23 protein-coding genes, 1 tRNA gene and 1 rRNA gene are annotated in these 25903 nt (G+C 40.5%); 13 read left to right on the top strand and 12 right to left on the bottom strand.

Going from position 1 to position 25903, the window contains the following annotated elements; translation table 11 throughout:
* The first annotated feature begins 17 nt into the window (after window positions 1–17).
* The 3 genes from rrf (at window position 18) to BCU57_RS09205 (ending at window position 4447) form a co-directional block, all read left to right on the top strand.
* Window positions 18–133: ribosomal RNA gene (rrf, locus tag BCU57_RS09215) — 5S ribosomal RNA — on the top strand.
* Between the two features lie 102 nt (window positions 134–235).
* A tRNA-Asp gene (locus tag BCU57_RS09210) sits at window positions 236–312 on the top strand.
* Window positions 313–1987: 1675 nt separating this feature from the next.
* Entirely contained in the window at window positions 1988–4447 is a 2460-nt protein-coding gene (locus tag BCU57_RS09205) for an EAL domain-containing protein (protein WP_102436799.1), read from the top strand.
* A 74-nt stretch (window positions 4448–4521) separates the two neighbouring features.
* Here BCU57_RS09205 and BCU57_RS09200 read toward each other — a convergent pair whose 3' ends face one another.
* Window positions 4522–4875 (bottom strand): hypothetical protein, encoded by a 354-nt coding sequence (locus tag BCU57_RS09200; RefSeq protein ID WP_102436801.1) that lies wholly within the window; start codon window positions 4873–4875, stop codon window positions 4522–4524.
* Window positions 4876–4888: 13 nt separating this feature from the next.
* The gene (locus BCU57_RS09195) at window positions 4889–5158 is read right to left on the bottom strand and encodes a hypothetical protein (protein ID WP_102436803.1); all 270 of its coding nucleotides are present in this window, start codon (window positions 5156–5158) and stop codon (window positions 4889–4891) included.
* A gap of 167 nt (window positions 5159–5325) precedes the next feature.
* Between BCU57_RS09195 and BCU57_RS09190 the strand changes: the two genes are divergently transcribed.
* From BCU57_RS09190 to BCU57_RS09175, 4 genes are all read left to right on the top strand, one after another.
* On the top strand, window positions 5326–6843 hold the full coding sequence (locus tag BCU57_RS09190) for an ATP-binding protein (protein ID WP_102436805.1): 1518 nt from the start codon (window positions 5326–5328) through the stop codon (window positions 6841–6843).
* Between the two features lie 41 nt (window positions 6844–6884).
* A complete protein-coding gene (locus BCU57_RS09185; RefSeq protein WP_102436807.1) occupies window positions 6885–7580 on the top strand; it encodes a response regulator in 696 nt (231 codons plus the stop codon).
* Between the two features lie 174 nt (window positions 7581–7754).
* Window positions 7755–8624 (top strand): 6-carboxytetrahydropterin synthase, encoded by an 870-nt coding sequence (locus BCU57_RS09180; protein WP_102436809.1) that lies wholly within the window; start codon window positions 7755–7757, stop codon window positions 8622–8624.
* 50 nt (window positions 8625–8674) lie between these two features.
* Window positions 8675–9538, top strand: coding sequence for a M23 family metallopeptidase (locus BCU57_RS09175; protein ID WP_102436811.1), 864 nt, complete (start codon window positions 8675–8677; stop codon window positions 9536–9538).
* An 82-nt stretch (window positions 9539–9620) separates the two neighbouring features.
* Here the strand turns inward: BCU57_RS09175 and BCU57_RS09170 are convergent, their stop codons facing one another.
* Both BCU57_RS09170 and BCU57_RS09165 read right to left on the bottom strand, forming a co-directional pair.
* A complete protein-coding gene (locus tag BCU57_RS09170) occupies window positions 9621–10181 on the bottom strand; it encodes a VOC family protein (RefSeq protein WP_102436813.1) in 561 nt (186 codons plus the stop codon).
* Window positions 10182–10265: 84 nt separating this feature from the next.
* The gene (locus tag BCU57_RS09165) at window positions 10266–10772 is read right to left on the bottom strand and encodes a L,D-transpeptidase family protein (protein ID WP_102436814.1); all 507 of its coding nucleotides are present in this window, start codon (window positions 10770–10772) and stop codon (window positions 10266–10268) included.
* Between the two features lie 172 nt (window positions 10773–10944).
* On the opposite strand from BCU57_RS09165, the gene BCU57_RS09160 reads away from it, so the two are divergent.
* Both BCU57_RS09160 and BCU57_RS09155 read left to right on the top strand, forming a co-directional pair.
* Window positions 10945–11805, top strand: a complete 861-nt coding sequence (locus BCU57_RS09160) for an ion transporter (RefSeq protein WP_102436816.1) — start codon at window positions 10945–10947, stop codon at window positions 11803–11805.
* Window positions 11802–13310 carry an MATE family efflux transporter gene (locus BCU57_RS09155; RefSeq protein WP_102436818.1) on the top strand — a complete coding sequence of 503 codons (1509 nt, stop codon included), beginning with the start codon at window positions 11802–11804 and terminating at the stop codon, window positions 13308–13310. Before BCU57_RS09160 ends, BCU57_RS09155 begins: the two co-directional genes overlap by 4 nt.
* Before the next feature lie 149 nt (window positions 13311–13459).
* Here the strand turns inward: BCU57_RS09155 and BCU57_RS09150 are convergent, their stop codons facing one another.
* The 4 genes from BCU57_RS09150 to BCU57_RS09135 all read right to left on the bottom strand — a co-directional run bounded on the left by BCU57_RS09150 (window position 13460) and on the right by BCU57_RS09135 (window position 18209).
* Window positions 13460–13660: a DUF2986 domain-containing protein gene (locus BCU57_RS09150; protein WP_372000778.1), complete on the bottom strand. Its 201-nt coding sequence runs from the start codon at window positions 13658–13660 to the stop codon at window positions 13460–13462.
* A gap of 223 nt (window positions 13661–13883) precedes the next feature.
* Complete coding sequence (locus BCU57_RS09145) at window positions 13884–14339, bottom strand: hypothetical protein (protein ID WP_102436822.1); 456 nt, start codon at window positions 14337–14339, stop codon at window positions 13884–13886.
* Between the two features lie 152 nt (window positions 14340–14491).
* Window positions 14492–14848, bottom strand: coding sequence for a glutathione S-transferase N-terminal domain-containing protein (locus BCU57_RS09140; protein WP_102436824.1), 357 nt, complete (start codon window positions 14846–14848; stop codon window positions 14492–14494).
* 199 nt (window positions 14849–15047) lie between these two features.
* Window positions 15048–18209 carry a DUF748 domain-containing protein gene (locus BCU57_RS09135; protein ID WP_198589901.1) on the bottom strand — a complete coding sequence of 1054 codons (3162 nt, stop codon included), beginning with the start codon at window positions 18207–18209 and terminating at the stop codon, window positions 15048–15050.
* A gap of 331 nt (window positions 18210–18540) precedes the next feature.
* On the opposite strand from BCU57_RS09135, the gene BCU57_RS09130 reads away from it, so the two are divergent.
* The 4 genes from BCU57_RS09130 (at window position 18541) to BCU57_RS09115 (ending at window position 20396) form a co-directional block, all read left to right on the top strand.
* Window positions 18541–18972 (top strand): GNAT family N-acetyltransferase, encoded by a 432-nt coding sequence (locus tag BCU57_RS09130; RefSeq protein ID WP_102436828.1) that lies wholly within the window; start codon window positions 18541–18543, stop codon window positions 18970–18972.
* An 89-nt stretch (window positions 18973–19061) separates the two neighbouring features.
* Window positions 19062–19763 carry a DUF445 family protein gene (locus tag BCU57_RS09125; protein WP_102436830.1) on the top strand — a complete coding sequence of 234 codons (702 nt, stop codon included), beginning with the start codon at window positions 19062–19064 and terminating at the stop codon, window positions 19761–19763.
* A gap of 88 nt (window positions 19764–19851) precedes the next feature.
* Window positions 19852–20202 (top strand): VOC family protein, encoded by a 351-nt coding sequence (locus BCU57_RS09120; protein ID WP_102436832.1) that lies wholly within the window; start codon window positions 19852–19854, stop codon window positions 20200–20202.
* Window positions 20202–20396, top strand: coding sequence for a DUF1289 domain-containing protein (locus tag BCU57_RS09115; RefSeq protein ID WP_102436834.1), 195 nt, complete (start codon window positions 20202–20204; stop codon window positions 20394–20396). Before BCU57_RS09120 ends, BCU57_RS09115 begins: the two co-directional genes overlap by 1 nt.
* A 103-nt stretch (window positions 20397–20499) precedes the next feature.
* Here the strand turns inward: BCU57_RS09115 and BCU57_RS09110 are convergent, their stop codons facing one another.
* The 4 genes from BCU57_RS09110 to BCU57_RS09095 form a co-directional block, all read right to left on the bottom strand.
* A complete protein-coding gene (locus BCU57_RS09110) occupies window positions 20500–20991 on the bottom strand; it encodes a GNAT family N-acetyltransferase (RefSeq protein ID WP_102436836.1) in 492 nt (163 codons plus the stop codon).
* A gap of 153 nt (window positions 20992–21144) precedes the next feature.
* Window positions 21145–22809, bottom strand: a complete 1665-nt coding sequence (gene asnB / locus BCU57_RS09105) for an asparagine synthase B (protein WP_102436838.1) — start codon at window positions 22807–22809, stop codon at window positions 21145–21147.
* Between the two features lie 438 nt (window positions 22810–23247).
* Window positions 23248–24930, bottom strand: a complete 1683-nt coding sequence (locus BCU57_RS09100) for a M28 family metallopeptidase (RefSeq protein ID WP_102436840.1) — start codon at window positions 24928–24930, stop codon at window positions 23248–23250.
* Window positions 24931–25132: 202 nt separating this feature from the next.
* On the bottom strand, window positions 25133–25879 hold the full coding sequence (locus BCU57_RS09095; protein WP_102436842.1) for an HAD-IIA family hydrolase: 747 nt from the start codon (window positions 25877–25879) through the stop codon (window positions 25133–25135).
* Between the last annotated feature and the right edge of the window lie 24 nt (window positions 25880–25903).

Raw genomic sequence — 25903 nt, 5'->3', positions numbered from 1 at the left:
GATAAAGCAAGAATTTGCTTGGTGACAATAGCATTGTGGTACCACCTGATCCCATCCCGAACTCAGTAGTGAAACGCAATCGCGCCGATGATAGTGTGGGGTCTCCCCATGTGAAAGTAGGTCATCGCCAAGCGCCTAATTTCTCGTAAGAGAAGCTCGAAAGAGCAAGTCTACTAACTTTGACACGTTAGCGACTTTAAAAGAATTTAGTATACTGCGTAAGCAATTTACTAAAGGAGCGGTAGTTCAGTTGGTTAGAATACCGGCCTGTCACGCCGGGGGTCGCGGGTTCGAGTCCCGTCCGCTCCGCCAACATTACGATAAGCCCTGCTAGCAATAGCAGGGCTTTTTCGTATCTGTTATTTAAAGAATGAATAATAGTGACATGCAAAAGTAGTTTGCTAAAGCAGCGGTAATTCAGTTGCTTAGACGCTTGATTAGAGATCAACGGCCTGTCACGCCGTGGGCGAGGGTTCGTCTCTTGATAAGAGTAAGTCCGCTCCGCCAACATTACGATAAGCCCTGCTAGCAATAGCAGGGCTTTTTCGTATCTGTTATTTAAAGAATGAATAATAGTGACCTGCTAAAGTAGTTTGCTAAAGCAGCGGTAATTCAGTTGCTTAGACGCTTGATTAGAGATCAACGGCCTGTCACGCCGGGGGCGAGGGTTCGTCTCTTGATAAGAGTAAGTCCGCTCCGCCAACATTACGATAAGCCCTGCTAGCAATAGCAGGGCTTTTTCGTATCTGTTATTTAAAGAATGAATAATAGTGACATGCAAAAGTAGTTTGCTAAAGCAGCGGTAATTCAGTTGCTTAGACGCTTGATTAGAGATCAACGGCCTGTCACGCCGTGGGCGAGGGTTCGTCTCTTGATAAGAGTAAGTCCGCTCCGCCAACATTACGATAAGCCCTGCTAGCAATAGCAGGGCTTTTTCGTATCAGTTATTTAAAGAATGAATAATAGTGACCTGCTAAAGTAGTTTGCTAAAGCAGCGGTAATTCAGTTGCTTAGACGCTTGATTAGAGATCAACGGCCTGTCACGCCGGGGGCGAGGGTTCGTCTCTTGATAAGAGTAAGTCCGCTCCGCCAACATTACGATAAGCCCTGCTAGCAATAGCAGGGCTTTTTCGTATCAGTTATTTAAAGAATGAATAATAGTGACCTGCTAAAGTAGTTTGCTAAAATAGTTTGCTAAAGCAGCGGTAATTCAGTTGCTTAGACGCTTGATTAGAGATCAACGGCCTGTCACGCCGGGGGCGAGGGTTCGTCTCTTGATAAGAGTAAGTCCGCTCCGCCAACATTACGATAAGCCCTGCTAGCAATAGCAGGGCTTTTTCGTATCTGTTATTTAAATAATGAATAATAGTGACATGCAAAAGTAGTTTGCTAAAGCAGCGGTAATTCAGTTGCTTAGACGCTTGATTAGAGATCAACGGCCTGTCACGATGGCGGCGAGGGGTCGTCTCTTGATAAGAGTAAGTCCGCTCCGCCGACACAAAAACGAAAGCTTTTACAGCAATGTAGAGGTTTTTTTCGTTTTGTAATTTAATTATTTTCAGCTTTATATTGATAAAGAAAAAGAATGTTAGCTGAGTTGTCTGTGCCTTTAGAATATGACTTTTTCGTTGTCGAATTCAATTAAATATCTGCCGCTGAGTAGAACTATATTATTGAAATTATGTTTCTATGAAGTTTTATCATCGTAAGCCAATAGTAGTTACAGTATCTCGATCAGTTTATAAAGCCTATTTCAACCGTTTGCACTGTTTTAAGTAAAGAACAGTACCCTCAACTGTAACCCTCCCTTAAAACAGCATGCCAATATCAGTATCTTATAAAATCATACAAATATTTAAGTGGTTTTTTATCAGTTAAATGATCTAGCTAGCAGATCCGCGGTTTACTGATTTATTAACTTTCTGTGTGGCTATATAATCAAATGTATATATAAGTGTAAAGTCCAATAAGTAGGTTCTTTTTAGCAATGCATACAACTCAAAATATCAAAGCTTATTGGCAAAAAACCTTAGATATAACGGCAAAAGCACTGAGTACTGATGTGTGTGCCTTTTTGTTAGATGCTCAGCAGATGATGCGTTATGTGGCATGTAATGAAGAAATCATCGATATAGATTTACGCGAATTACAGCAAATTACCACTCCAGTCATCAATAATATTCCTTTATCGGAATTAGCCACTAATCAAGTCATATCAATAACCCATAAACAAAAACAATATAGTATCCATCTGCAACCTCTTGTTGATGATTACGGTAAACAACTGGGCTGCTTTTGTGCGATTTATTCTAAATTGTTATCTAAAGATTTTAACTTAGCTTTAATTAATCTCACTGTTGATAGCCTGGAACACTCTTTATCTAAGCTTCACTCCCAACAGCAACAATATCAATCCATTAACTTACAGAATTTCATTGATGCTTTTAGTGAACATATTTGGGTAAAGGATCTTGACGGTAAGTATATTGTTTGTAATCAGAGTATAGAAAAAGCTTGGAATAAAAAGACGGGTCAAATAGTCGGTAAAATGGACCATGATCTATTTGATGTTGAAACAACAAAGCTTTTTATCGAGACCGATAACAGTGCGATTTTGGCAAGAAAACCGATTGTAGTGTCTGAGTGTGAAGGCACAGATCCAAACAATAACCGTCACTGGTTAGAAACGGTTAAAGCGCCATTAATCGATAATACAAATACTATCCAAGGCGTTATCGGTATTACCCGAAATATTGGTCGGCATAGACAAAATGAAAAACAATTGTTACTGGCCGAAAGTGTGGTTGAGAACACGATTGATGGTGTATTAGTTACCGACAGAGATGGCAATATAACTGAAGTTAATAGTGCATTTTCCAATATTACCGGTTTTGAACGTGAAGAGGTTATAGGTCAAAACCCGCGTATTTTAAATTCCGGCAAACATGATACTGAGTTTTTTGCCAAAATGTGGAATACCTTGCTCGTAAAAGGTAAGTGGCATGGCGAAATTTGGAATAAAAGAAAAAATGGTGACATATTCCTCCAAGCAGCTACCATTAATGCGGTTTATGGCCAAGATGATACTATTAATTTTTTCGTAGCTGTATTTTCAGATATATCAAAGCAGAAAATTAACGAACAAAAGCTCGAGAATTTAGCTTATTACGACAACTTAACCCAATTACCTAATCGAATTTTATTACGGTCTAATTTACAAGTTCAAGTTGAGCATGCGGCAACTAAACAATCTCAACTTGCTGTTATCATGTTCGATATTGATTTTTTCAAACATATTAACGACAGTTTAGGTCACGAGGTGGGTGATAAACTATTAGTTGAAGTCGGCCGCAGACTATCTAATATCAGTCATGATTATTGTAATGTTGGCCGCCTAAGCAGTGACGAGTTTGTGCTTGTTTTAAATGATATTACTCAGGGCGATATGGTGGCATCCCGTGTAAATCATATTAAGTCTCTAATAGAGCAGCCATTTAGATTTGATGATAGTTCTTTAATTCGAATTACCGTGAGTATGGGCGTTTCAGTTTTCCCCCATGATTCTGTAAATAGCGAAAACTTATTACAAAATGCCGATACAGCATTACATATAGCAAAACAAAGTGGTCGTAATACAGTGACCTTTTACGATTCAGCTATGACAATGAACTCAGTAGCGCATTTGAAAATCCAAAATGCTTTACACGAAGCCATTCAAGAGCAGCATTTTCATTTAGTTTATCAACCTAAATTATCGTTGAGTAGTGGTCAATTGGTGGGACTAGAGGCGTTGATCCGATGGGAGCATCGGGAGTATGGTTTTATTTCACCAGCTGAGTTTATTCCTATTGCTGAAAAAACCGGTTTAATTCACGAAATTGGTTTAGTAGTACTTCGAATGGCTTGTCTTCAAGGCAAGCAATGGCTTGATAATGGCTATCATTTTGGTCGGATTGCGGTTAACGTTGCCAGTATACAATTTCAGCGCAGTAATTTTATCGACAATGTCGCAATGATTTTGCAAGAAACTGGAATGCCTGCTAGTTGTCTTGAGTTAGAGATGACTGAAAGCTGCATGATGTATGAACCTGAAAAAGTGATCAGTGATTTAAAACGCTTGGGGGACATGGGAATTCAATTATCTGTTGATGATTTTGGAACCGGTTATTCATCGTTAAGTTACCTTAAAAAGTTACCTATTAATGTGCTTAAAATCGATCAGTCTTTTGTCTGCGATATTCCATTTGATAGTCATAATACCGCAATAGCCAAAGCTATTATTGTGTTAGGTCATGCACTTAATCTCGACATCATTGCTGAAGGGGTAGAAACTAAAGAGCAAGCGGCTTTTTTATTGGAAAATGGCTGCGATCAAGCACAAGGTTATTATTTTAGTCGTCCGCAATTAGCATCAACACTCACGCCTCTCTTAACAAACAGTAAATAAAAGTCCTTAAATTTTGTTTATAGGCGATTATTTAAGGACTTTACTGTAATAGAAAAGTCCACTTTTAAACTGATTTATGCGTATATATCTATTGTGTTGCTGATATCATTTTCGGTTGAAGTGTTTGCTATTTCAGTTACCGTTGTTAGAAATACGTCTCCCATATCATCTTTTGATAAGGTTTCAGCCATAGGTTTTAGCTCATCTAACGCTAATTTCAAAGACTCATGCTGCTCTGGGGTTAATGCACTTAACATTGATGAAATATCAGCTTGTTGTTCTTCAGTTAAGGTCGATACTGCTTTTTCAAGTCCTGGTGGAGTGCTCCCAGGTGGCGGTGGACCTTGTGGTCTTTCAGGCTTGCTGCTTGATTGCGTGTTTAGCTGACTTTGTTGTGCCGAGATGTTATTGCTCATTAAGACTTGCATATCAGGCTCCTATTTATTGACCACGTTTTTGTTTATGTTCTGGCGGTGTGTGGTTATTAGGTACAGCAACGAGTTCTTCATCGATTAAAATACAGGTGGCTTCGATTTCATCGCCTTTTGGCGTCGTGAAGCTAACTTGATCTTCAGCGTTTTTATTTTCACAGATTGCATAAGCTTCTTGTGGTGGTTTACGCATTTGACGGTTTTTTTCTTGTGCGATGATATTGGCTGACATCAATGTCAGTAAAGGAATAAGGGCAAGTAAAGAGGCTATTCTTTTCATTTTTAATCCATCCTAGTGATAACGATATGACTTTTTATTAAAGCCTTTGTTTGATTCATCATTAGGTTAGCAATTAAATATGCAGTAATTGTGCAGATTTCATGGAGATTACAGCCAAGTCATTGTTGTTGCTAGTTTGCAGCCTTGTAGGTCGATATACTTAGTTTATGAAAATATCAAAGAAATTATTTTTAGCCTTTGTGGGCTTAACTAGCATAGTGTTACTTGCGACGTTATCGTTAGCAAGGTGGAGCTTTGATCAAGGCTTTCTAAATTATATTAATACCCTAGAACAAGAACGTTTAGCTCGTTTATCAACTGCAGTGGCTGATTTGTATCAGCAGTCAGCTTTTAATTGGAGTAACATTAGCTCAGACCAATATAAGCAATTACTCAGACTACATTCACCAGGGCCGGCTCCAAGGCATTTGGGGCGAAATGATTCATTGTCGAATAGGCAAGGTATACCACACCCAGATCGAAGACCGCCACACTTATCTGAACATCGAAAACCCGCTAAAGGCTTTGAGCCAGAACACCGCCAACCGCCGCCTCATAAAAGACCCGACAGCAAAAGAAGGGATAGAGAGGTGAAGCCTCAGGTGCGCTTTGGACCTCCTACAGCAATTTACAACTTAGAGAATAAGTTACTTGCCGGCGTGGCTATCGATGACCGTAATAAGGCAACTTATGTTCCTGTTACCTATAAAGGAGAGCTTATTGCTAAGTTATATAGCTCACCAATCGTTAAGGTTAATAGTGAATCTGCAGCTATTTTTTCGCAACAACAGCTTTGGACCACACTCTGGATAGGTTTGGGCTGCTTGTTATTGGCAAGTATTATTTCATGGCTGTTAGCTCGATTTTTATTAGTACCTGTGAAAGAGGTGGTTAAAGGTATTTCCTTTCTTTCAAAGGGCAATTATAGCGAACGTTTTACTCAGCAACGTCAAGATGAATTAGGTCAATTGATGAATGACATTGACCATTTAGCGATGATTTTAGATAAAAACCGTACTGCAAAAAATAGATGGTTTGCCGATATATCACATGAGCTTCGAACCCCCTTAAGTATTTTGTGTGGTGAAATTGACGCCATCAAAGCGGGAATTCGTCAATTTGATCAACAACAACTTGAGTCACTAGAGCAAGAAGTCATGCGCATCAAACATCTAGTCGATGATTTGTATCAGCTGTCTTTATCTGATGTCGGTGGACTTAAATACAATATCCAACCGATGGATCTCACTGAGTGCATTTCAGAAACAATAGCCTCATTAGGCAATAAAATTTCTGCTAAAGGGTTAGGCTACCGTTTTAACCATATTGAGCCGGTATTAATCAATGCTGATAAAATGAGAATTCAGCAACTAATTTCTAATGTTTTATTAAATTCAGTCGCTTATACAGACTCTCCAGGTAGTATTGATGTCGATTTAATTCAGCAAAATACCAAGGTGCTGATATTAATTAATGATACTAAACCTTCAGTAGCGACAGACGATTGCGAGCTACTATTTGAGGCGCTTCATCGACAAGATAGCTCTCGGGTGCGCCGTAGTAATGGCGCAGGCCTTGGACTCACGATTTGCCGAAATATTGTAGAAGCCCATAAAGGGACAATTACCGCAAGGCCTTCTAATCTTGGCGGTTTATGTATTGAGATTGTATTGCCATTGGCCTAGCTACTTGGCTGTTGTTACAAGTAACGGAGTATTCATAGATCATGAATAATCATTATCAAAATAAACGCGTATTGATTGTAGAGGATGAGCCCAAAATAGCCCAAGTGCTTGTGGATTTTTTAACCCTTGAAGGCTTTGTCACTACGGTTTTACACGATGGGCTTGATGCTGTCGCAAGGATCCAAAATGACGCTATTGATTTTGTCATTTTAGATTTAATGTTACCGCACAAAGATGGCTTGACTATCTGTAAAGAAGTGCGGTCATTTTCAAACGTGCCGATTTTGATGTTAACTGCGCGCGTTGAAGAGATTGATCGTTTAATTGGCTTAGAAATTGGCGCTGATGATTATGTCTGTAAACCCTTTTCAGCAAGGGAAGTGGTAGCAAGGGTTAAAGCAATTATTAGACGAATGGAGCCTAGCGCTCAACTTGCTGAAGATGAAATAGCCTATAAGCATCTAGTGATAAATCTTGAGCGTTTTAAATGCCACGCTGCTAGCGTAGAGGTCGATTTAACCCCCGTTGAGTTTAGGCTTTTGCATACTATGCTTAAAAGACCGGGCGTGGTGCATTCCCGTGATAGTTTAATGCAAGTTTGCTATGTCGATGACCGCGTTGTGAGCTCTCGCACCATTGACAGTCATATCAAAAACTTACGTTCAAAATTATTACTCAATAATAAACAAGCTGATTTACTGCACTCTATTTACGGTGTGGGTTATAAAATTGAGTAGTTTTCCTTTTACCCCTATTAATTGTGCTTATGAGTTTTTTACTATATTTGCTGATGTTTCTCGCGCCTTGGTCTGCTTTTGTTTAGAATAGCTTTAATTTTAGGATCCCCTTAGCCATCGCTATTTGGGACACTTTTAAACTGAGACGGACTGTTTTTCTGTCTAGGAGCTTGAATGCAACTGTTTGTAAAAGATTTAACCGTAATCGACTTTTCTTATTTATGTCCAATTCGGGGCATGGTGGGCGAAAGCTGGATTGTTGATGTATTGCTTGATGGTGGTTTAGATGAGCAAAATATGGTGCTCGATTTTTCTAAAGTCAAAAAGACCATCAAAAGCACCATTGATGATGTAGCAGATCACCGACTATTAATACCTACCGCATGCAGTGACGTTCGTTGGCAGCAGCAGGGCGACAGAGTATGGATGGATTTCACCAGTCAGCAAGGTGATATTCATCTGGCATGCCCATCACAAGCCTTTGCGCTTATACCTACTGAAGTTATCGATTTTGAAAGCGTTAATGCCTTTTTAATTAAAGCATTACGTCAGGCACTGCCTGATAATGTTCAAGGCATTAGCTTAACTTTGCGCACCGAAGTGCTTGAAAGCCCTTATTACCACTACACCCATGGTTTACGAAAGCATGACGGTAACTGCCAGCGTATTGCTCACGGTCACCGTAGCCCTATAACTGTGTTTGAAAACGGCATTGCTGCGCCTAAATGGGATAAATACTGGGCCGATCGCTGGCAAGATATTTACTTAGGCAGTGAAGAAGATGTTGTCTCTGTGCACGCCTTAGCATTATCACCGCAAACCCGTATCTCTGATGACAGCCATTTGGGCTTTCATTATCAAGCCCCACAAGGTGACTTTCAATTGGCAATGCCAAAAGCGAATTGTGACATCATTCCCCACGACACCACCGTTGAGTTGTTAGCACAATTTATTGCTGACACTATGGCTGCTAAATCTCCAGATTCTGTGTTCAAAGTCATTGCCTTTGAAGGTGTGGGTAAAGGCGCCATCGCCGTTAAGTAAACTTAGCATTTTGAGTGTGAGCTGAATTAGCAAGGATTAAGGTTATTTATATGTTTTTGAAGGGATTAAAACTATCTTCATTGGTTATGGTTACGCTGTTTTCTGTTGCCAGTTATGGCAGTATTAATTTACAAGGCAAGTTAGAGCAAGGCGCGTTAGTGCGTGGCACTGTTCCTGCTGGTAGCGCAGTCAAGCTTAATGGCGAAGTGGTAAAAGTGACTCCAAAAGGCCAATTTGCTATTGGTTTTGAGCGCGAAGCAAAAACAGAGCAGCTGCTAGAAGTGACTTATCCTGATGGGTTAACACAACTTAAACCACTGACAATTGCGAGCCGTGAATATAAAATTGATCGCTTAACCGGCATTAGTAAAAAAATCATGCAGCCAGATCCTGTGGCGCAAGCTAGAGCTGCAAAGGACTCAAAGCAAACTCGCGCCGCACGTAATGTGTTCAGTGAGCAAGATGCCTTTATGCAAGCGTTTATCTGGCCGGTAACTGGCAGGATTTCAGGGGTTTATGGTAGTCAGCGAGTTTACAATGGTAAGCCGGGTAACCCGCATTATGGTGTAGATGTTGCCCGTCCTACGGGAACGGTTGTCGTGTCTCCGGCTGACGGGGTTATTACCTTATCAGTGCCAGATATGTTCTATTCAGGTGGCACGTTAATCATTGACCATGGATATGGTATTAACTCGACTTTTTTACATCTGAGTAAGTTATATGCCAAAGAAGGTGATGTGGTCACTCAAGGCCAACCACTAGCTGAAATTGGTGCGACAGGGCGGGTGACTGGACCGCATCTCGATTGGCGTTTGAACTGGTTCCAAAAGCGTCTGGATCCCGTGTCAATTGTGCCGTCAATGGAGAGTGTGCTTGCGGCTGAAAACAAGGCTAAAACCGCAGAAAAGCAATAAGCCAATATTACGACAAATAACCCTTCTTAAACAGGGCTGGTACTTAAAGCCGTTATGTTAATAACGGCTTTTTTATGCCGTTTTAATTTAGCTCGCTCGCAATAATGGCTTCGATCCCTAATGGATGCACTTTGACGCAAATGCCCTCGGCTTTAAAGGCAATTGTGGGATTGGCTAAGCGTTCATTATCCCCTTTAGGCGAGCTTTGCTTAACTTTAATGGCTGTTTCACCAGCGATGATAGGGGCGAGTGTCGGTACTTTTTCAACTAACTCGGTAACTAATTGCTCGCAGGTTTGTGCAGTAGAAGGCATGACTAGCTCAACATGTTCCCAGCCTTCAACGGGATAGTTTTTATCTGATGGGTAGGGCAGCTCAACACAAGTAACGTTTTTATCTGCCAGTGTCAGTGGCTGGGTCAGTTTAATGATCAATATCGGTCGGCCGTTAATCATATTATTCGAAATCACTTCATCGTGCTCACTGAATTGCTCTGTGAGTAATTTTGCTTTATCTGCGTCATTGACTCTTAAAGCGCAGTGATCACATTCAAGAGACAGTTTATCTAAACCAAGTTGGCTAATGAAGGCCTCAATGCGTGCGCTAAATTCTGGCCAAGTTTCTATTAAATAAGGGTAATTCATCGGTAGTATCCGTTTGTATAGGCTGGAGTATTAGTCGCACTCAACCGCTATCACGATATTGTTAATATTATTAAGCTGTGAAGGTTAAGGCCAAATTTCGATTGGGGTGCCTTCTTCGATGACTCGCCACAACTCATCCATTTCTTTATTAGTCACCGCAATACAGCCGTTAGTCCAATTGTATTGCTGAGCTTGTTCAGGGGGTAATTCTGAGTTGGGGTTTTGACCGTGGATCATAATCATGCCGCCAGGACTAACACCTAGGGCATTGGCACGTAATTTATCTTCTTCATTAGGGTAAGAAATATGAATTGATTTATAAAATGCACTGTCTGACTTTTTATAGTCTAAAACATAGCGGCCTTGGGGAGTGCGTTGATCGCCTTCTTTAAATTTATGGCCTTGTGGGGCATCGCCCATGGCAATTTGATAGGTTTTTAATACCTTGCCTTGCTGGTAGATAGACATTTTAGCTTCTGACTTGTTCACAACAACTAAATCAACTTTTGCTTGAGTTAATTTATCAACAGACGCAAGAACCGTACTAGACTGTAAAATGACGATAAAAATAAGGGATTTAACCAAGCGCATGCAGACTCCAAAAAAGCAGGATTTTCTAATTTGTTTTATGTTAATAATGTTAACATGAGTATCAGTTCAAAATATGCTTCGCATAAAAATGATTAGAGCAGATATCGTTAGTGATAATACCTTACTTTTTCCTTAGGGCGGTATTAAATTTAAGTGGATTGTAGAGTAACCCATGACGTTAGAAGATAAACACGATAACCATTATAAAAAGCAAATCCGAACCATTATATTTGGTACCGATACCCCTTTGGGTAAAGGCTTTGATATAACACTGATTATTTGTATTTTACTCAGTGTAACGCTGATTGTCTTAGACACGATAGATAGCGTTCATGCTCAGTATGGCCAAGCGATTTATTACGCTGAATGGGGGTTTACTTGGTTATTTACCTTTGAGTATTTGCTGAGAATATACGGCTCACTTAATCGCTGGTCCTATATGCGTAGCTTTTATGGCATTGTGGATTTAATGTCAATTCTGCCAAGCTTTTTAGCGCTGATTATCCCAGGAGCCAATATTTCATTGGCCTTTAGAGTATTACGGTTATTCAGAATTTTCAGAGTGTTAAAGTTATTACGCTATTTAAGTGAAGGCAATATTTTACTTAAGGCGATGATCCACGCTAGACGCAAAGTCTTCATCTTCTTCTTTTCAGTGAGTCTGATTATTATGGCGCTGAGTGTGGTGATGTATGTGGTTGAGGGGCCAAGTAACGGGTTTACTTCGATCCCTAAGTCCATGTATTGGACTATCGTTACCATAACCACGGTTGGATATGGTGATATCACTCCGCAAACCAATTTAGGCCAAGCCATTGCATCGCTGACCATGTTGATAGGTTATTCTATTATTGCGATACCAACGGGAATATTAACTGCTGAAATTTCCCATGAAATGGGCGCAGAAAGAGAACTGAATAAAGATTTAAGAAAATGCAGTAACTGCGGCGCTCGTGGTCATCAATTACATGCATTGTTTTGCCATCACTGTGGCAGTGAGTTAGAAATCAGCAACCTTGAAGGGGAGTCATGACCGAAGCTAAATTTGTTCAAGGGCCAATATTTCGTCATATATTGGTTATGAGCTCCACCGCCGCAGTGGGAATTTCTGCGCTGTTTGTGGTGGATTTATTAGATATCTTTTTCCTCAGTTTGCTCGGTGAGTTGGAATTAGCTGCCGCCGTGGGTTATGCCGGGGCGATTTCTTTTTTTACGACTTCAATTGGGATTGGTTTATCCATTGCGCTTGGGGCGCTTGTCTCCCGTGCTGTTGGCGCTAAAAATATGGTGCTAGCTAAAAGAATGTTGCTTAACAGCGCGTTGATCTCTCTGCTAACCAGTATTTTTGTTGCGATTGTGGTGTTTATATTTATTCCCGAGTTACTGGCTCTCATTGGCGCAACGGGGAAAACTGCGGTGTTGGCGCAAAGTTATCTGCAAATTTTGGTGCCTTCTTTACCTTTTATTTGTTTAGCTATGGCGTTAGGTGGCGCTTTAAGAGCCATTGGCGATGCGAAATTGTCCATGTTGTCTACCTTAGCGGGTGGCGGTGTAAATCTGGTACTAGATCCGATATTCATTTTTGCCTTAGGGATGGGCATTGAAGGCGCAGCAATTGCCTCAGTTATTGCCCGAATTGCGGTATTTGTGGTCTCTGCCAGAGGGGTCATTGTGAAGCATAAGATGTTAGGTCAGTTTAACCGTCAGCATTTTGTTGAAGATATTAGCATTGTTTATTCCATTGCTCTGCCTGCGATGATTACCAATGTGGCGACACCAATTGGTAACGCGGTGGTCACTAAAGCGGTTGCTGATTTTGGTGACAGTTATGTTGCTGGTTGGGCGGTGCTTGGTAGGTTAATCCCCGTAAGCTTTGGGATGATTTTTGCTTTAAGCGGCGCAGTAGGGCCTATTATCGGGCAAAACTATGGCGCGCAAGAATTTGAACGAGTAAAAGAAAGCTTAACTAAGGCGATTCAATTTTGTTTTGTTTACGTGTTAGTGGTGTCGTTATTGCTGTTTTTATCCAGAAATGTGATTGTGTCAGCCTTTGATATGAAAGGTGACGCGGCAGATATTATTTTGTTTTTCTGTAAATACATTGCAATATTTTTCGTGTTTTCAGGGGTGTTATTTGTCGCTAATGCCGCATTTAATAATCTTGGTAAACCCAAATACTCAACTTTTTTTAATGTAGGTAAAGCGACCTTAGGCACCATTCCTTTTGTTTATTTTGGCGCGCAAATGGGCGGCGTATACGGCGTATTAATTGGTCAAGCGATTGGGTCTATTTTATTTGGTGTTGGCGGAGTGTGGTTGGGTTATCGTTTGGTTGATAAGCTTCAAGCGGCTTCACAAGGGCCTCAGCAGCTAATTAAGCCACAGACCATTGATGATGAGATTGAATTAGAAATGAGCCCGACCAGCTCACCGCAGTCGTCATCATATATTCAGTTAGCGCAATTAAACGAAGAGCCATTGTGTGAAGAGATTGTCCGTGATGGGGATTTAGATAACCCGCGAACGCCGAAAAGCTAGTGCATCACAGATTGACTCAAGTCGCTGTCTGAATGCTGCCTTGTAAAACTCAATGGGCAACAAGATGTAAAAAGCCCTCAACATAGTATGTTGAGGGCTTTTTTAATAATCTTTTTATAAAGGTCTTTTTATAAAAACCTTTGTGGCGATTAAGCTTGGGTATTTTCCTTGGCTTCAAGCACTTCAGCTGCAGAGTTGTTGTCTGCTGCTAACAATTGTTGCTCTTCTTCTAAAGCAATTCGCGCTCGCTCAGCTTTTGAAATATAGCCAACCTTTGGATTTTTTTGCGGATTATCCGGCGTAATTTTATTTTTTTTTGCTTTAGCCCGCTTGGCGGTCTTTTTTATCATTAGCTGTTTTCTGTTCATGATACTTGGTAACTCTTTTAAAAAGTGCCAGCTGGGCACGATTTGGAAAATAAAATTAGCTAGTGGTGCGCTAAGCTAAATGTCTTGAATAGCGCTAAGTTTAGCGCAATCTACTATGGGTATACAGTATAACTGCGTTATTTATTGATCTTGTGCTAGTTAGGCAGTTTGAATGTTAATGTAATTAACATTTAGGCACCGAAGGTTAATACTTACGGCTAAATTTCTGAATGTCGGCTGCAGTTGCACCATCATTGCATTCGCCTCGAATCTCACCTCTGCCTTCACTGACATTGCGATGAAGTACAATATAGCCTTCTTTACAGTAGCCATTCATATCGAGGGTTTTCTCTAGACCTAAATCCACCTGAGCACTCCATAGCGCCAAAAAGTCGGCTCGACGCTCCTGTTCTCTTGCATAACTGCGGGCATCTTGCTTACGGCGATCAACACGCTGCTGATGTGGCAGTGGATCTTCTATACCGCGGTCTGTTGCATTAGCGACCTTAGCTTTATAAGTAAATAGTTTGATGCCTTCGCCTTTTATTGATGAGCTAAAGGTATCTCTATATTTACCTGCGAATAATTCGGGATCGGGTGCTTGGGTTGCACATGCACTGAGGAGTAATGTACTGGTAAGCGTAAATAAAAACTTGAACACTAAATTAATCCTTCTGGATTTTATCTGTAAAAAATAGCTGTCAGATATTGGCGATAGATGATTGGGGGCTTGAGGCTGCTTGTTATCAAGGGCGTAAAACAAATGTACTGGCTTAAATCAATTCAAGCCAGCAGTTATCTCAATAAAAGCGCTTAAGCGTATTGTTTCGATAAATAAGCAATAATGTCCTTAGACTCATACATCCACTGAGTTTGACCATCTTGTTGTATTTTTAAACATGGCACTTTTAAGTGACCGCCTTCATTAACCAGTTGCTGTTTATGAACGTCTTGTTTGGCATCAACTGTAGCAATATTAAGGCCTTGGCGGCGAATTGAACGGCGCACCTTAACGCAAAAAGGACAAGCGGCATATTGATAAAGGGCTAACGACTTTGTTTGCTCATCAATTTTAGCTTGTTCAATGATAGGTCGCTGACGCTTTTTAGGAGGGAAAACAAAGTTAAGTAATAAGATGATACGGCCAAGGATCCAACGAATGACAAACATACTGCTTCCTTAAATATTCAGTTTTAATAATTGATCTTGTTATTTTATGTAATGGATTAAACAGCTTTTGCGATAATCCATTTTTACCGCAATCCATTTTGCCACAGTTTACGTGATGTTTATCACAGAGAACAGCACTGTATCTATTACAGTGCTGTTCTAAAATGTTAGTGACGCTCTGTTTTGAATCGAATTTTACTTAGTTAGCATCCAGACTTAAGGTCGCTAAGGCCGCATTTTTGTCGGTATTGACTCTGCTTTCTAAAATAAACACTCGACTTGGGTCGATTTGAGCCTGCTCTACCAAAAAGGTTTTAACCGCGTTAGCACGTTGCTGAGCTAATTCGCCGAGTTCGTCTTCTGAGATATCTTGCTGATTAAGAGTAAAGTTATATAAAGCGATGTGCCAGCGAGTTTGAAGCTCGACACTGTCAATTTGTGGGTGCTCTTCACTAATGGCTTGTTTAATTAACTGCGGATCTAGTTGTAAATCTGATTGATATAAAGCTATTAATGCGTCAGTTAATGGCCCTTGCTGAGGGTATTGGCTAGCAGATAAATCCGCCGGTAATTCCTCTGCGGGTATTTGTGCTAATTGCGCCAGCTTTTGATGTAACTGCTGTACTTGCAAGGCTTGTTGGTCGTTAACTAAATCAACGTCACCTCTAACATTAAGCTTCAGTAGCGGTCTATCGTTAAGGGCCTTTGCCAGTGATGTTAATGTGCTTTGCTGCTTATCAGTAATATCAAATTGACCATAATCAAATGCAATTTTATCCATCTCGTCATCATCACCGCCAACTAAACCTGCCAACAGTGAAAACGGCGCTGTGATGGCTTTGGTAATGACGTTAGTGATAGCGGTCATCACAATGCCGCCAATGCTGAAACTTGGCGAGTCTAAATCACCATCAACATCAACCCCGAGGTCTATCACACCATGTCGGTCTTGTAATAGGGCAATGGCTAAGGTGATAGGCAAAGAAGTGGCGAGGGAGCTATCTGTGGGTTTACCCAGTTGTAATTGATCAATAACCAAATGATTACTACCCACTAATTGATTATTTTCTAGCTGATAATTAAGCGCTAGCGACAATTGGCCCTTGTCGATGTAATAGCCCGCGTAGGTACCAGAATAGGGGTTAACTGAAGTGAGCTCCACCTTATTAAAGGCTAAGTTTAAATCAAGGTATGGGTTAGCTAATAGCGGGTTTACATCGCCTTTTAACGTCACAGGGGCATATTTATCGATTTTACCGGCTAAATCAACTGAAGCTCTAGTGTCTGGATTGGAAGATAATTGGGTGATCTCACCATTAAGTTGCTCAATTCCTGAGGCAAAGTTTGGTGTTAATGAATTATCGGCAAAGAAGGCGGAGCTATCTTTAAAAGCAACTCTATTAATCGATAAGTTAAATGCTGCTTCAGTGGTATCTGAGGTGGCGACTTGGGCGTTGATTTGCGCTTTTGCCTCATTGTTTGAAGATAATGCGGCCTCTGCAGGTGCTGTTTCAGGTGCTGCTTCGGTGACGATCGAACTATCAGCGGGCTGAACTTGGCTAACGACTAAATCGGCAATGTTAGTGCTTCTATCTTCAGCAATGATCAAACGGGTAAATAGGGTATCAAACAAGATTTCATCAATGGACAGGGATTTAGCGTGTTGATCAAACTTAAGCTCACTAACAGTCATCGCTTGCCAGTTTAGCAGTGGCTGTTTAAGCAAATTATCTTTTATCTTTAAATCAATGATTGAAGCTTGGCCTTGATAGATTAATTTATCCTTAGTATCGGCACTGATATGACCTTTGGTACTGAAAAAACCGGATTCAAGGGTGATGTTCATAAATGGCGATATATAGGGCTGTAACTTAGCTAAGCTGGCATTTTGATAATCAAGTTCGGCTTCTAAATTGATATTTTTAGCATCAAATTGGCCGCTAGAATCAATGCGGCTTTGATTATTGATATCAACGCCCAACTGGTAGCTTAGGGGTAATGATAGATCAGATTTAAATTGCTCTGTTGACAGTGATAAGCCACTAAACAGCCAATAATTTTCAAGCTCAGTGGCAACACTTTCAGTGACTTCAATTTTATAGTCACTTAGGTTCAGTTTATTTAACGTGACTAGCCATTGTGGTTCACTTTCAGTATTTGAGTTTGGCTCAATGACGTCAATGTTAGCGTTTTTAGGTGCATTAATCGTTGAATTAGCTGCAGGCTCTGAGGTGCCTAAAATGTGCTCAAGCTGTTCAAGTTTTGGTGAGAATAAATTCACGAAATTGATATTCTCTGGCGCTGCAGTAAGCCAGAAGTCAGCATTGTTTGTTTGCAGCTCATTGATATCAATGCTGCGCTTGGCCGTTGATACGGTTATCCCATTAAGAGCAAGTAAACCAATACTGGCTACGTTTCTGTTAGCATCTTTGGCGGTTAAATTTTTTAGGGCAAAATCAGTGTTTGTTAGTGAAACTTCTATTGGGGTGTCAGGGCTTTTTTGCGTGATTAAAAAGGTGCTATTGAGCTTGATATCAGCTGATGTCAGGCTAGCCTCAAATAAGCTATCGACCAAACGCCAATAAGGCGTTACTGACAGTGAATTGACATCCAATTGGCCATTAACTATCAGTGGGCTAAGTTGCACTTGGCCATTGAGGGTAATTTTACCGGTTTGATTATCATCAAGCTTCAATGAAAATTGATTGGCGTTAGTGCTGCTATCTAATAGCGCCGTGGTGCTAAATTGCTTTAGTAATATTGATATCTCGTTATAGCTTAAAGCTGAATCGGTAATGGCATCGGTAATCTTAATATTTGCATTGGCAAAAGTGAAATTGTTGATGTTGAAGGAGATAGGGTCACTGTCATTGGGCTCTGGTTTAACTTCTTCATCAATCGAATTGTTGGCTAAGGTGGTGACAATATCTGAAAAATTATATTGGTAAGCACTATTAGAACCGTTAGCGCTTGACGCAAATCTTGCTAAGGCGACATCAGTACCATCAATAGTCAGGTAGTCTAGTGATACATCTAAGTTAAAAAGAGACTTCCACACCATAATATCGGTGGCAATATGGTTAATGTGCATGAAGGTGTTAGCTGTGTCATCTTCTGCGATATTGATGTTATCGACACTCAATTCAAAGCTGAAAGGGTTAATCTTGATGGCTTCAATGCTGACATCTCTACCGAGTAAAGCTGATAGGCTTTTAGGCAGTTGTTTTGTTGCGATAAAAGGGATTAATAATCCTAATATCATGACAAAAATTAGATACAACATCGCAGTGTAAATGACGATTTTTTGGTAACGAGGGCGCTGTTTGAATGCTAATGTTAACGCTTTTAAAGATGACTTCATAAACATCGAGCCTATTGCTGAATAATGGCTATAGTTGAATTTAGACATTTTAACCAAATTAAGGTTCAGTTACTCGTCGGTTTTAAAACTTTTTTACAATTTATCTTCATTTGCTTTTTAAATAGACAATTGCGAGGTTACAAATTAAGCTTATGTATTAATGAATAATTTCTTCATTTAGATTTTTGGGCTGCTGTGGTATCAAATTACCTGTCTTGGTTAGCTATATAGATTAATCAATGCTTTATCTCGTGGTGTAATAGCCAAGGGTAATTTCTTACTCAGATGTAGCAACTGTATGGTTTGATTCTCTTAAAAAAAGGATGCAAGGATGCAAATTAGACTCGCTTCTGAACTTGATCTCAATGTTCTAGTCACATTATTTGATGATTATAGGCAAAGTTTAGGCTTTAATGCTGAACCGCAAAAATGTCGCCACTTTGTTACCTCCCGTTTAGCTGAAAATGATTCGATGATATTCGTGGCGTTAGAAGATGAACAAGCATTAGGCTTTGTTCAGTTATACCCATCCTATTCTTCTTTATTATTAAAATCGGTTTGGTATTTTGATGATGTGTTCGTTGCTGAAGAGTTTCGAGGCAAGGGGATCGCGACTGCTCTGCTCGATAAAGCTAAAACGTTAGCACTAGGCACAGAGGTCCTTTTTGTAAAACGAACTCAGGTCAATAAAAATGAGCTAAGCTCAAGCTTGACGAATATGACTGAAGTTGAGGGAATGTACCTTTACCACAGTGAACCTTAGTTATAAATTTTATTATTGAGTCAGCCCCTAGTATAACCTTTGGAAATTGATAAAATGCCAAAGGTTTTTTTATGTCCGAGGATTTTAGATTGAACAAGAGTTTAATAGTCAATGTCATCGCCGCTGCATTAGTTGTTGCGGGGCATTTTTTAGCTTTACCAGTGGTTTTTACTATTGGTTTATTTGCCTTGTCAGGCGCAGTGACAAACTGGCTGGCAGTGCATATGTTATTTGAAAAAGTACCAGGCTTATATGGCTCAGGTGTGATCCCATCTCGCTTTGAAGAGTTTAAAGGTGGCATTAAGCATCTGATGATGGAGCAGTTTTTTACTCAAGAAAATATTGATAGATTACTGACGGAAAATAATGCTTCAGCAATAGACTTAACACCCGTTATTGAAAAGGTGGATTTAGAGCCATCATTTGATGCGTTAATCACTACAGTAGAGCAATCATCATTTGGTGGAATGCTAGCAATGTTTGGCGGTACAGAAGCTTTAATACCGTTAAAAGAGCCTTTTATCGAAAAAATGAAGCTATCGCTGACTGACCTTGCTCAAAGTGAAGCGTTTAATCAAATCCTTATAAACGAGTTAGAACAGCCCAACGTGATGGCGGACTTACAAGCGAAAGTCGCAAATATTGTTGAGCAACGTTTAAATGAATTAACCCCAGAAATGGTTAAAGATATTATTCAAGAAATGATCCGTAAACATTTAGGCTGGCTGGTTGTTTGGGGCGGCGTATTTGGCGGTATCATTGGTGCTGTAGCGGCGTTAGTACAAGCGTAAGTTTTCTTGCTTTGCTCGATTAATAATCGACAATAGTCCTAATCTCCACTACTTTATAAGCGAGTGAGTTTAAATTGAAGGAGTGCCAATGTCCCAGCATCATAAGATTAACTATATCGAATTACCGGTTAAAGACTTGATCAAGACAAAGGCATTCTTTACCGAAGCATTTGGTTGGCAATTTAAAGATTACGGCCCTGAATACAGCTGCTTTTTAGATGTAGGTATTGAAGGCGGCTTTTATGTTGCTGATGAAAACTTCAAGGTGAGCCGTGGTAGCCCACTTATCGTGTTATACAGCCAATGTTTAGAAACTAGCCAGCGGAACATTATTGCTGCTGGTGGCAGTATTGTTAAAGCGATATTTAACTTTCCTGGCGGAAAACGATTTCATTTTGACGATGTTAACGGCAATGAATATGCCGTTTGGTCAGAATAATGATCGCCTCCAGTGGCCCGAATGGCCCACGTAATCCTTGTATGGCAAATTGCTGCTTAGATGAAGCTGATATTTGTCTTGGTTGCCACCGAAGCTATGATGAAATTCTTGCTTGGCATACTATGAATGATGCTGAAAAATTGGCTTTAGTTGATAGTTTAAAAATTAGGGCAGAGCAAAGAAAGCCCTATTAATCGAGCGATTAAATTTATGCTGATTAAAAAGCGCTGCTAAACGACATGTTTAGCAGCGCTTTTTGGATAATGGGGCTTTTAAATCATCATGGGTTTAGAGTTATTATTCGATCTCAGTTTTGAACAGTTTGAAGCCGCGAGCTTGATAATTGAGTAAGGCACTAGGATGATCTAAAGAGCAGGTATGAACCCAGACGCGTTGGGTGCCTGAAAGTGCCCATGCATTCTCAATGGCTTGGCTTAGTAAATAACCGCCCATTCCTTGGCCGATAAAACGATTGCCTAAACCAAAATACATGATTTCAACGTTACCCTGTGCTTGTTGTTGCAGCTCAAAGTAGCCCGCTGGTGAGCCTTGAAAATAAGCCACATACAGATGCAAGTTGTCAGCCTCGCTGTAAGCTTGCCATTGCTCATCAGTCCAAGACAACTTGTCGGTCCATTGCCAAGCACTCCCCACAAACTGATATAAAAATTTATTAAATTCATATTGTTGTTTTTCAGCTTTGATGACGGTGAGATCTTTAGCATCTAATTTGGGATTGAATTGTTCAAGGCAAAGCATTTCAAGATGAAAAATGGAAACGGCAGTCATAGTGGCTTTTTATATGGTGGAAGTTGTAGCTGCAGTTTAACTGGAAACGAATAAAGTTTGAATTGAATCATTAATGAAAATTGGTGAACAGTAACTAAAACAGCCACCTATAATTTAGATGGCTGTTAAATGACTTATGACACTAGATTATGCTTAATAAGCACTGTCATGCACATTTTTAACGGCACGGCCTGATGGGTCGTTAATGCCTTGTAAGCTTGCATCCCAAAGTAAGGCTTCAGGGGTTGAGCAGGCTACCGTTTTGCCTCCTGGCACTGTTTCGGCTGCGGTTTCTAGGGGGAAGAACTCTTCAAAGAAACAGCGGTAGTAATAAGCTTCTTTAGATTCTGGGGTGTTGTATGGGAATCTAAATTTAGCATTTGCGAGCTGCAAGTCATCAACTTGTTCTGCGGCAATATCTTTTAGGCCGTCAATCCATGAATAACCAACACCATCACTAAATTGCTCTTTTTGACGCCATACCACTTCATGGGGAAGAGCGTGTTCAAAGGCTTCACGTAAAATGTTCTTTTCAATGCGGCCATCTTTAGACATCTTGGCTTCGGGGTTAATGCGCATTGCCACATCCATAAACTCTTTATCTAAGAATGGTACACGGGCTTCTAGTCCCCAAGCTGCCATGGCTTTGTTAGCACGCAAGCAATCAAATAAATGTAATTTATCCAGCTTTCTGACTAATTCTTCATGGAATGCCTGTGCATTTGGCGCTTTATGAAAATACAAGTAACCACCAAATAATTCATCAGCCCCTTCGCCTGATAGTACCATTTTAATACCCATAGCTTTAATTTTACGGGCCATTAAATACATAGGTGTCGCCGCACGAATGGTGGTGACATCATAAGTTTCTAAGTGGTAAATCACTTCTTTAATCGCATCTAAACCTTCCTGGAAGGTGAAATGAATTTCATGGTGAATAGTGCCAATTGAATCAGCAACTTTTTTGGCAGCGATTAAATCTGGTGCGCCTTCAAGTCCCACTGCAAATGAATGCAGTTGCGGCCACCAAGCATCGGTTTCACCGTCGTTTTCGATACGATGCTTAGCATAAGTTTGAGTAATCGCTGAAATTACCGATGAATCTAGGCCGCCAGATAACAATACCCCATAAGGGACATCAGACATTAATTGACGTTTTACAGCGGCTTCTAGCGCATCACGTAATTCTTCTTTGCTGGCTGGGTTATCTTTTACTGCGTCATAATCACGCCAGTCACGGTGATAATACTGGGTTAAATTGCCATCTTTTGAGAAATGGTAATGGCCTGGTTTAAATTCTTCAACGGTTTTACATACTGGCATTAGAGCTTTCATTTCTGATGCAATATAGTAGTTACCTAAGCTATCGCGGCCTGAATACAATGGAATAATCCCCATGTGATCACGGCCAATTAAGAAGGCATCTTGAGTTTTATCGTAAAGCACAAACGCAAAAATACCGTTTAATTTATCTAAAAAATCGACACCGTATTCTTGGTATAAGGCCAAGATAACTTCACAATCAGAGTTGGTTTTGTAGCGGTATTTGTCGCCTAACTCAGCTTTCAGTTGTTTGTGGTTATAAATTTCACCGTTAACCGCCAGCACAATGGTTTCGTCTTCACTGATTAATGGCTGAGCGCCATGATCGACATCGACAATGGCAAGTCTTTCATGGGCAAGAATGACTTTATCATCGGCATAGACACCAGACCAGTCTGGTCCACGGTGACGCAATAGCTTAGACATTTCTAAAGCCACTTGACGCAATTCTTTAGCGTCTGATTGGATATCTAAAATCGAAAAAATTGAACACATAATGTGGCTCCAGCAAATATCAGGTTAAATCTAATTTAAAAGGTCACTTAAAATTGATGATTACAAACTTAAGGATCTGTATCTGAAATCTACTTTGACAGCATTTTTATCAGTGTACAAACTCTTTTGTTGAATTATTCTTGTTAAATTAACCTTTTGGTGCGGCAAAATCTAACTTTGAAGCTATCTATTTTGAGGATCGTTTAAATATAGTGAGTTTTTGTTGAGGTATCTATATTTAACGGTGTGGATATAGACTCAGATTTTATGATTATGGAATCAAAATTAATAAATAAAAAATCAATAAAAACATTGTTATTTTGGGTGTTATTTGTACAAAAATGCCGCTTTATGATTAACACAAAACGGCATTGCTGATTTTATCTTTTTATTGGCATGCTCAAATTAAGCGCCAAGTTCACGAAAATTTATTTGGCCCTAGTTGGTTATTGACTCAGTTTTCGCTGGTCGAAGGCGATTAAACTCAGAAGCTTCATAGTAACCAGGCCAATCTTGGCTGTTGGCTAATGTTTCTGCCGCTTGGTAGTACACGCTAATATCTTGCAGCGCGCCTGATAAGTCCCACTCTTCACGGTAATGATCACAGACGTTGTGGTAGCAGCCTTTCATTAACTTTTGCATTTGCTGTTTGTATTGGGCAGTTTGCTCATCTAACGGCACACTACCACCACCGGCAAATACAGCTGGGACACCGAGTTTTGCAAAACTGAAATGATCTGAGCGGAAAAAACCACCTGATGCAGGATTGCGTTCACGGGTGACCGTTCTATTTTGCGATGTCGCTATCTCTGTTAAATAGCGTTCAAGTTCAGATTGGCCTTTACCCACTATGGTGTAATCTTGGGTTTTACCATAAACATTGGTGCTGTCTAAATTAAATACCGCCACCGATTTATCAATAGGATAGATAGGGTTCGCGGCATAATAGCGTGAACCTAATAAGCCTTGCTCTTCACCTGTGGTGGCAATAAAGGTAACTGAACGTTGTAAGGGGTTTCCTGCTTTTGCCTGTTTGGCAAACTGGCGGGCAATTTCCATAATACCCGCGGTGCCAGTGGCATTATCAAGTGCGCCATTGTAAATATTGTCGCCGTCTTTAGTTGGGTCAACCCCAAGGTGATCCCAGTGAGCTGTAAATAACACATGTTCATCTGCGGCATCGCTACCTGGTAAGGTGGCCACAACATTGTAACTGTCGGCATACTCTGCCTTGCTGCTAAAGGCGATATCTGCGCTTTGCTTAAGATCGATGTTTATGGCGCTGTTAGCGGCTCTGGCCATTAAAGTATCAAGTTCAAAGCCTGATTTTTTGAATAAGGCAGTAGCGCTGTCCATGGTTATCCAACCTTCAACCGCAATGCGCTCATCTTGTACCGCTTTACTGAATACCAAGTCTTGCTGTGGACCTGTCCAGCTATTTTCAACAACTGACCATGGATATGCCGCAGGTGCAGTATCGTGAATGATGATAGCGCCTAAGGCGCCTTGGCGGCTAGCTTCTTCGTACTTGTATGTCCAGCGACCGTAGTAGGTCATTGCTTTACCGTTAAACTTTTTCGATTCTGGGTTAGCAAAGCCTGGATCATTAACTAATATAACGGCAATTTTACCCGTCATATCAAGACCGTCATAATCATTCCATTGGTATTCTGGAGCGTTAATACCGTAGCCAACAAACACTAATGGGGCATTGCTAATATTGACTCCGCCTTTATCATGGCGGGTGCTTAGGACGATGTCTTTGCGATATTTAAGCTCAATGCCGGCTAAACTGACCGCTTGTTGCTCACTGGCGGTGTAACTGACCATGGGCACTGGTTGTAGATAACTGCCTTGATAAGCCCCTTGTAAGCCCATTTCTTCAAAAGCTGCTGTTAGGTAATCTAAGGTTAATTTTTCGCCGTGAGTTGTTGGCGCTCGGCCTTCAAATTCATCTGAGGATAAGGTTTTAATATCTTGTCTAAAACGCGCTTCATCAAAAGTGATGGTGCTGGTTTCTGCTGCTAATTGCTGACTTTGTAAACTTTGATTGGTATCAGTACTTTGTTGGCTGCAGGCGCTTAAAAGGGTAAGTGCGCATAAGGGGAGTATTTTCTTCATAGGTCTTATTCCTATTGTTATCGTTTTTATGTGTTATTGCAGGTTTACAGGCTATATTTGTAGACGATATTTCAGACAAAACTACAGCGGCATAAAGGCAATAAAGATTATTGTAGCCGCATAATGAATCAAGCCTATGCATCACACAAGAGCATAGGCTTGAAATTATGTTACCTAATGTTAATCAACAGGAAATAATGGCTTAAACCACATCAATATCGCCTGCGCATTTGAACACATGGTTAGGTCTAAATGGCTCTTTATCAATGTCGGTAAATTGACTAACGCCACTGGTAACCAAGATGGTTTCTAGTCCCGCTTGAAATCCAGCTAAAATATCCGTGCGCATGTTATCGCCAATAATGATGGTGTTATCTGAATGACCTTTTATGTGATTAAGTGCTGAGCGAATAATCCACGAACTGGGTTTGCCCACATAAAAAGGCATTTTGCCAGTGATACGCTCAATGGGTGAGCATAATGCGCCGCATGCAGGACTATAAGCTGGCCCGTGAGTATCAGGATTGGTGGCAATAAAACGCGCTCCTGCAGCTATAAATTTTGATGCTTTATGGATCATGTCCCAGTTAAATGAACGGGTTTCACCGACAATTACAAAATCAGGATTAATATCTGTGATGGTAAAGCCTGCATTGTAAAGTTCATGGGTGAGGGCGCCTTCACCAATCACATAGGCTTTACTGCCTTGTTGATGCTTTAAAAAGTCAGCGGTGGCCATGGCTGAGGTATAAAAACAGGTTTCAGGAACGTTAATGCCTGCAGCGCCAAGGCGATTTTGTAAGTCTTTTCCGGTTTGCACAGGGTAATTGGTGAGAATAACCAGTGGGTTGCCTTGTTCAAGTACCCGATGAATAAACTTGTCACTTCCTGGTATGAGCTTGTTGTCGTGCAGTAAAACGCCATCAATGTCGCAGATAATATTTTTCATTCACTCGCCTCGAGTCTTAATCTT

Origin of the sequence: Shewanella sp. 10N.286.48.B5 (assembly GCF_002874355.2) — a bacterium.
In the GTDB taxonomy this organism is placed as follows: domain Bacteria; phylum Pseudomonadota; class Gammaproteobacteria; order Enterobacterales; family Shewanellaceae; genus Shewanella.
Note: the sequence above shows the minus strand (reverse complement) of the source record. Positions and strands in the feature narration are given on the sequence as shown.

Excerpts from the sequence above, each read along its gene's own strand:
- BCU57_RS09205 (WP_102436799.1), top strand. The coding sequence starts at position 1,988 with ATGCATACAACTCAAAATATCAAAGCTTATTGGCAAAAAACCTTAGAT.
- BCU57_RS09185 (WP_102436807.1), top strand. The coding sequence starts at position 6,885 with ATGAATAATCATTATCAAAATAAACGCGTATTGATTGTAGAGGATGAG.
- BCU57_RS09130 (WP_102436828.1), top strand. The coding sequence starts at position 18,541 with ATGCAAATTAGACTCGCTTCTGAACTTGATCTCAATGTTCTAGTCACA.
- BCU57_RS09155 (WP_102436818.1), top strand. The coding sequence starts at position 11,802 with ATGACCGAAGCTAAATTTGTTCAAGGGCCAATATTTCGTCATATATTG.
- BCU57_RS09110 (WP_102436836.1), bottom strand. The coding sequence starts at position 20,991 with ATGACTGCCGTTTCCATTTTTCATCTTGAAATGCTTTGCCTTGAACAA.
- BCU57_RS09170 (WP_102436813.1), bottom strand. The coding sequence starts at position 10,181 with ATGAATTACCCTTATTTAATAGAAACTTGGCCAGAATTTAGCGCACGC.
- BCU57_RS09195 (WP_102436803.1), bottom strand. The coding sequence starts at position 5,158 with ATGAAAAGAATAGCCTCTTTACTTGCCCTTATTCCTTTACTGACATTG.
- BCU57_RS09100 (WP_102436840.1), bottom strand. The coding sequence starts at position 24,930 with ATGAAGAAAATACTCCCCTTATGCGCACTTACCCTTTTAAGCGCCTGC.
- BCU57_RS09175 (WP_102436811.1), top strand. The coding sequence starts at position 8,675 with ATGTTTTTGAAGGGATTAAAACTATCTTCATTGGTTATGGTTACGCTG.
- BCU57_RS09120 (WP_102436832.1), top strand. The coding sequence starts at position 19,852 with ATGTCCCAGCATCATAAGATTAACTATATCGAATTACCGGTTAAAGAC.
- BCU57_RS09140 (WP_102436824.1), bottom strand. The coding sequence starts at position 14,848 with ATGTTTGTCATTCGTTGGATCCTTGGCCGTATCATCTTATTACTTAAC.
- BCU57_RS09160 (WP_102436816.1), top strand. The coding sequence starts at position 10,945 with ATGACGTTAGAAGATAAACACGATAACCATTATAAAAAGCAAATCCGA.
- BCU57_RS09200 (WP_102436801.1), bottom strand. The coding sequence starts at position 4,875 with ATGCAAGTCTTAATGAGCAATAACATCTCGGCACAACAAAGTCAGCTA.
- BCU57_RS09180 (WP_102436809.1), top strand. The coding sequence starts at position 7,755 with ATGCAACTGTTTGTAAAAGATTTAACCGTAATCGACTTTTCTTATTTA.
- BCU57_RS09135 (WP_198589901.1), bottom strand. The coding sequence starts at position 18,209 with ATGAAGTCATCTTTAAAAGCGTTAACATTAGCATTCAAACAGCGCCCT.
- BCU57_RS09095 (WP_102436842.1), bottom strand. The coding sequence starts at position 25,879 with ATGAAAAATATTATCTGCGACATTGATGGCGTTTTACTGCACGACAAC.
- BCU57_RS09165 (WP_102436814.1), bottom strand. The coding sequence starts at position 10,772 with ATGCGCTTGGTTAAATCCCTTATTTTTATCGTCATTTTACAGTCTAGT.
- BCU57_RS09190 (WP_102436805.1), top strand. The coding sequence starts at position 5,326 with ATGAAAATATCAAAGAAATTATTTTTAGCCTTTGTGGGCTTAACTAGC.
- BCU57_RS09115 (WP_102436834.1), top strand. The coding sequence starts at position 20,202 with ATGATCGCCTCCAGTGGCCCGAATGGCCCACGTAATCCTTGTATGGCA.
- asnB (WP_102436838.1), bottom strand. The coding sequence starts at position 22,809 with ATGTGTTCAATTTTTTCGATTTTAGATATCCAATCAGACGCTAAAGAA.
- BCU57_RS09150 (WP_372000778.1), bottom strand. The coding sequence starts at position 13,660 with ATGATAAAAAAGACCGCCAAGCGGGCTAAAGCAAAAAAAAATAAAATT.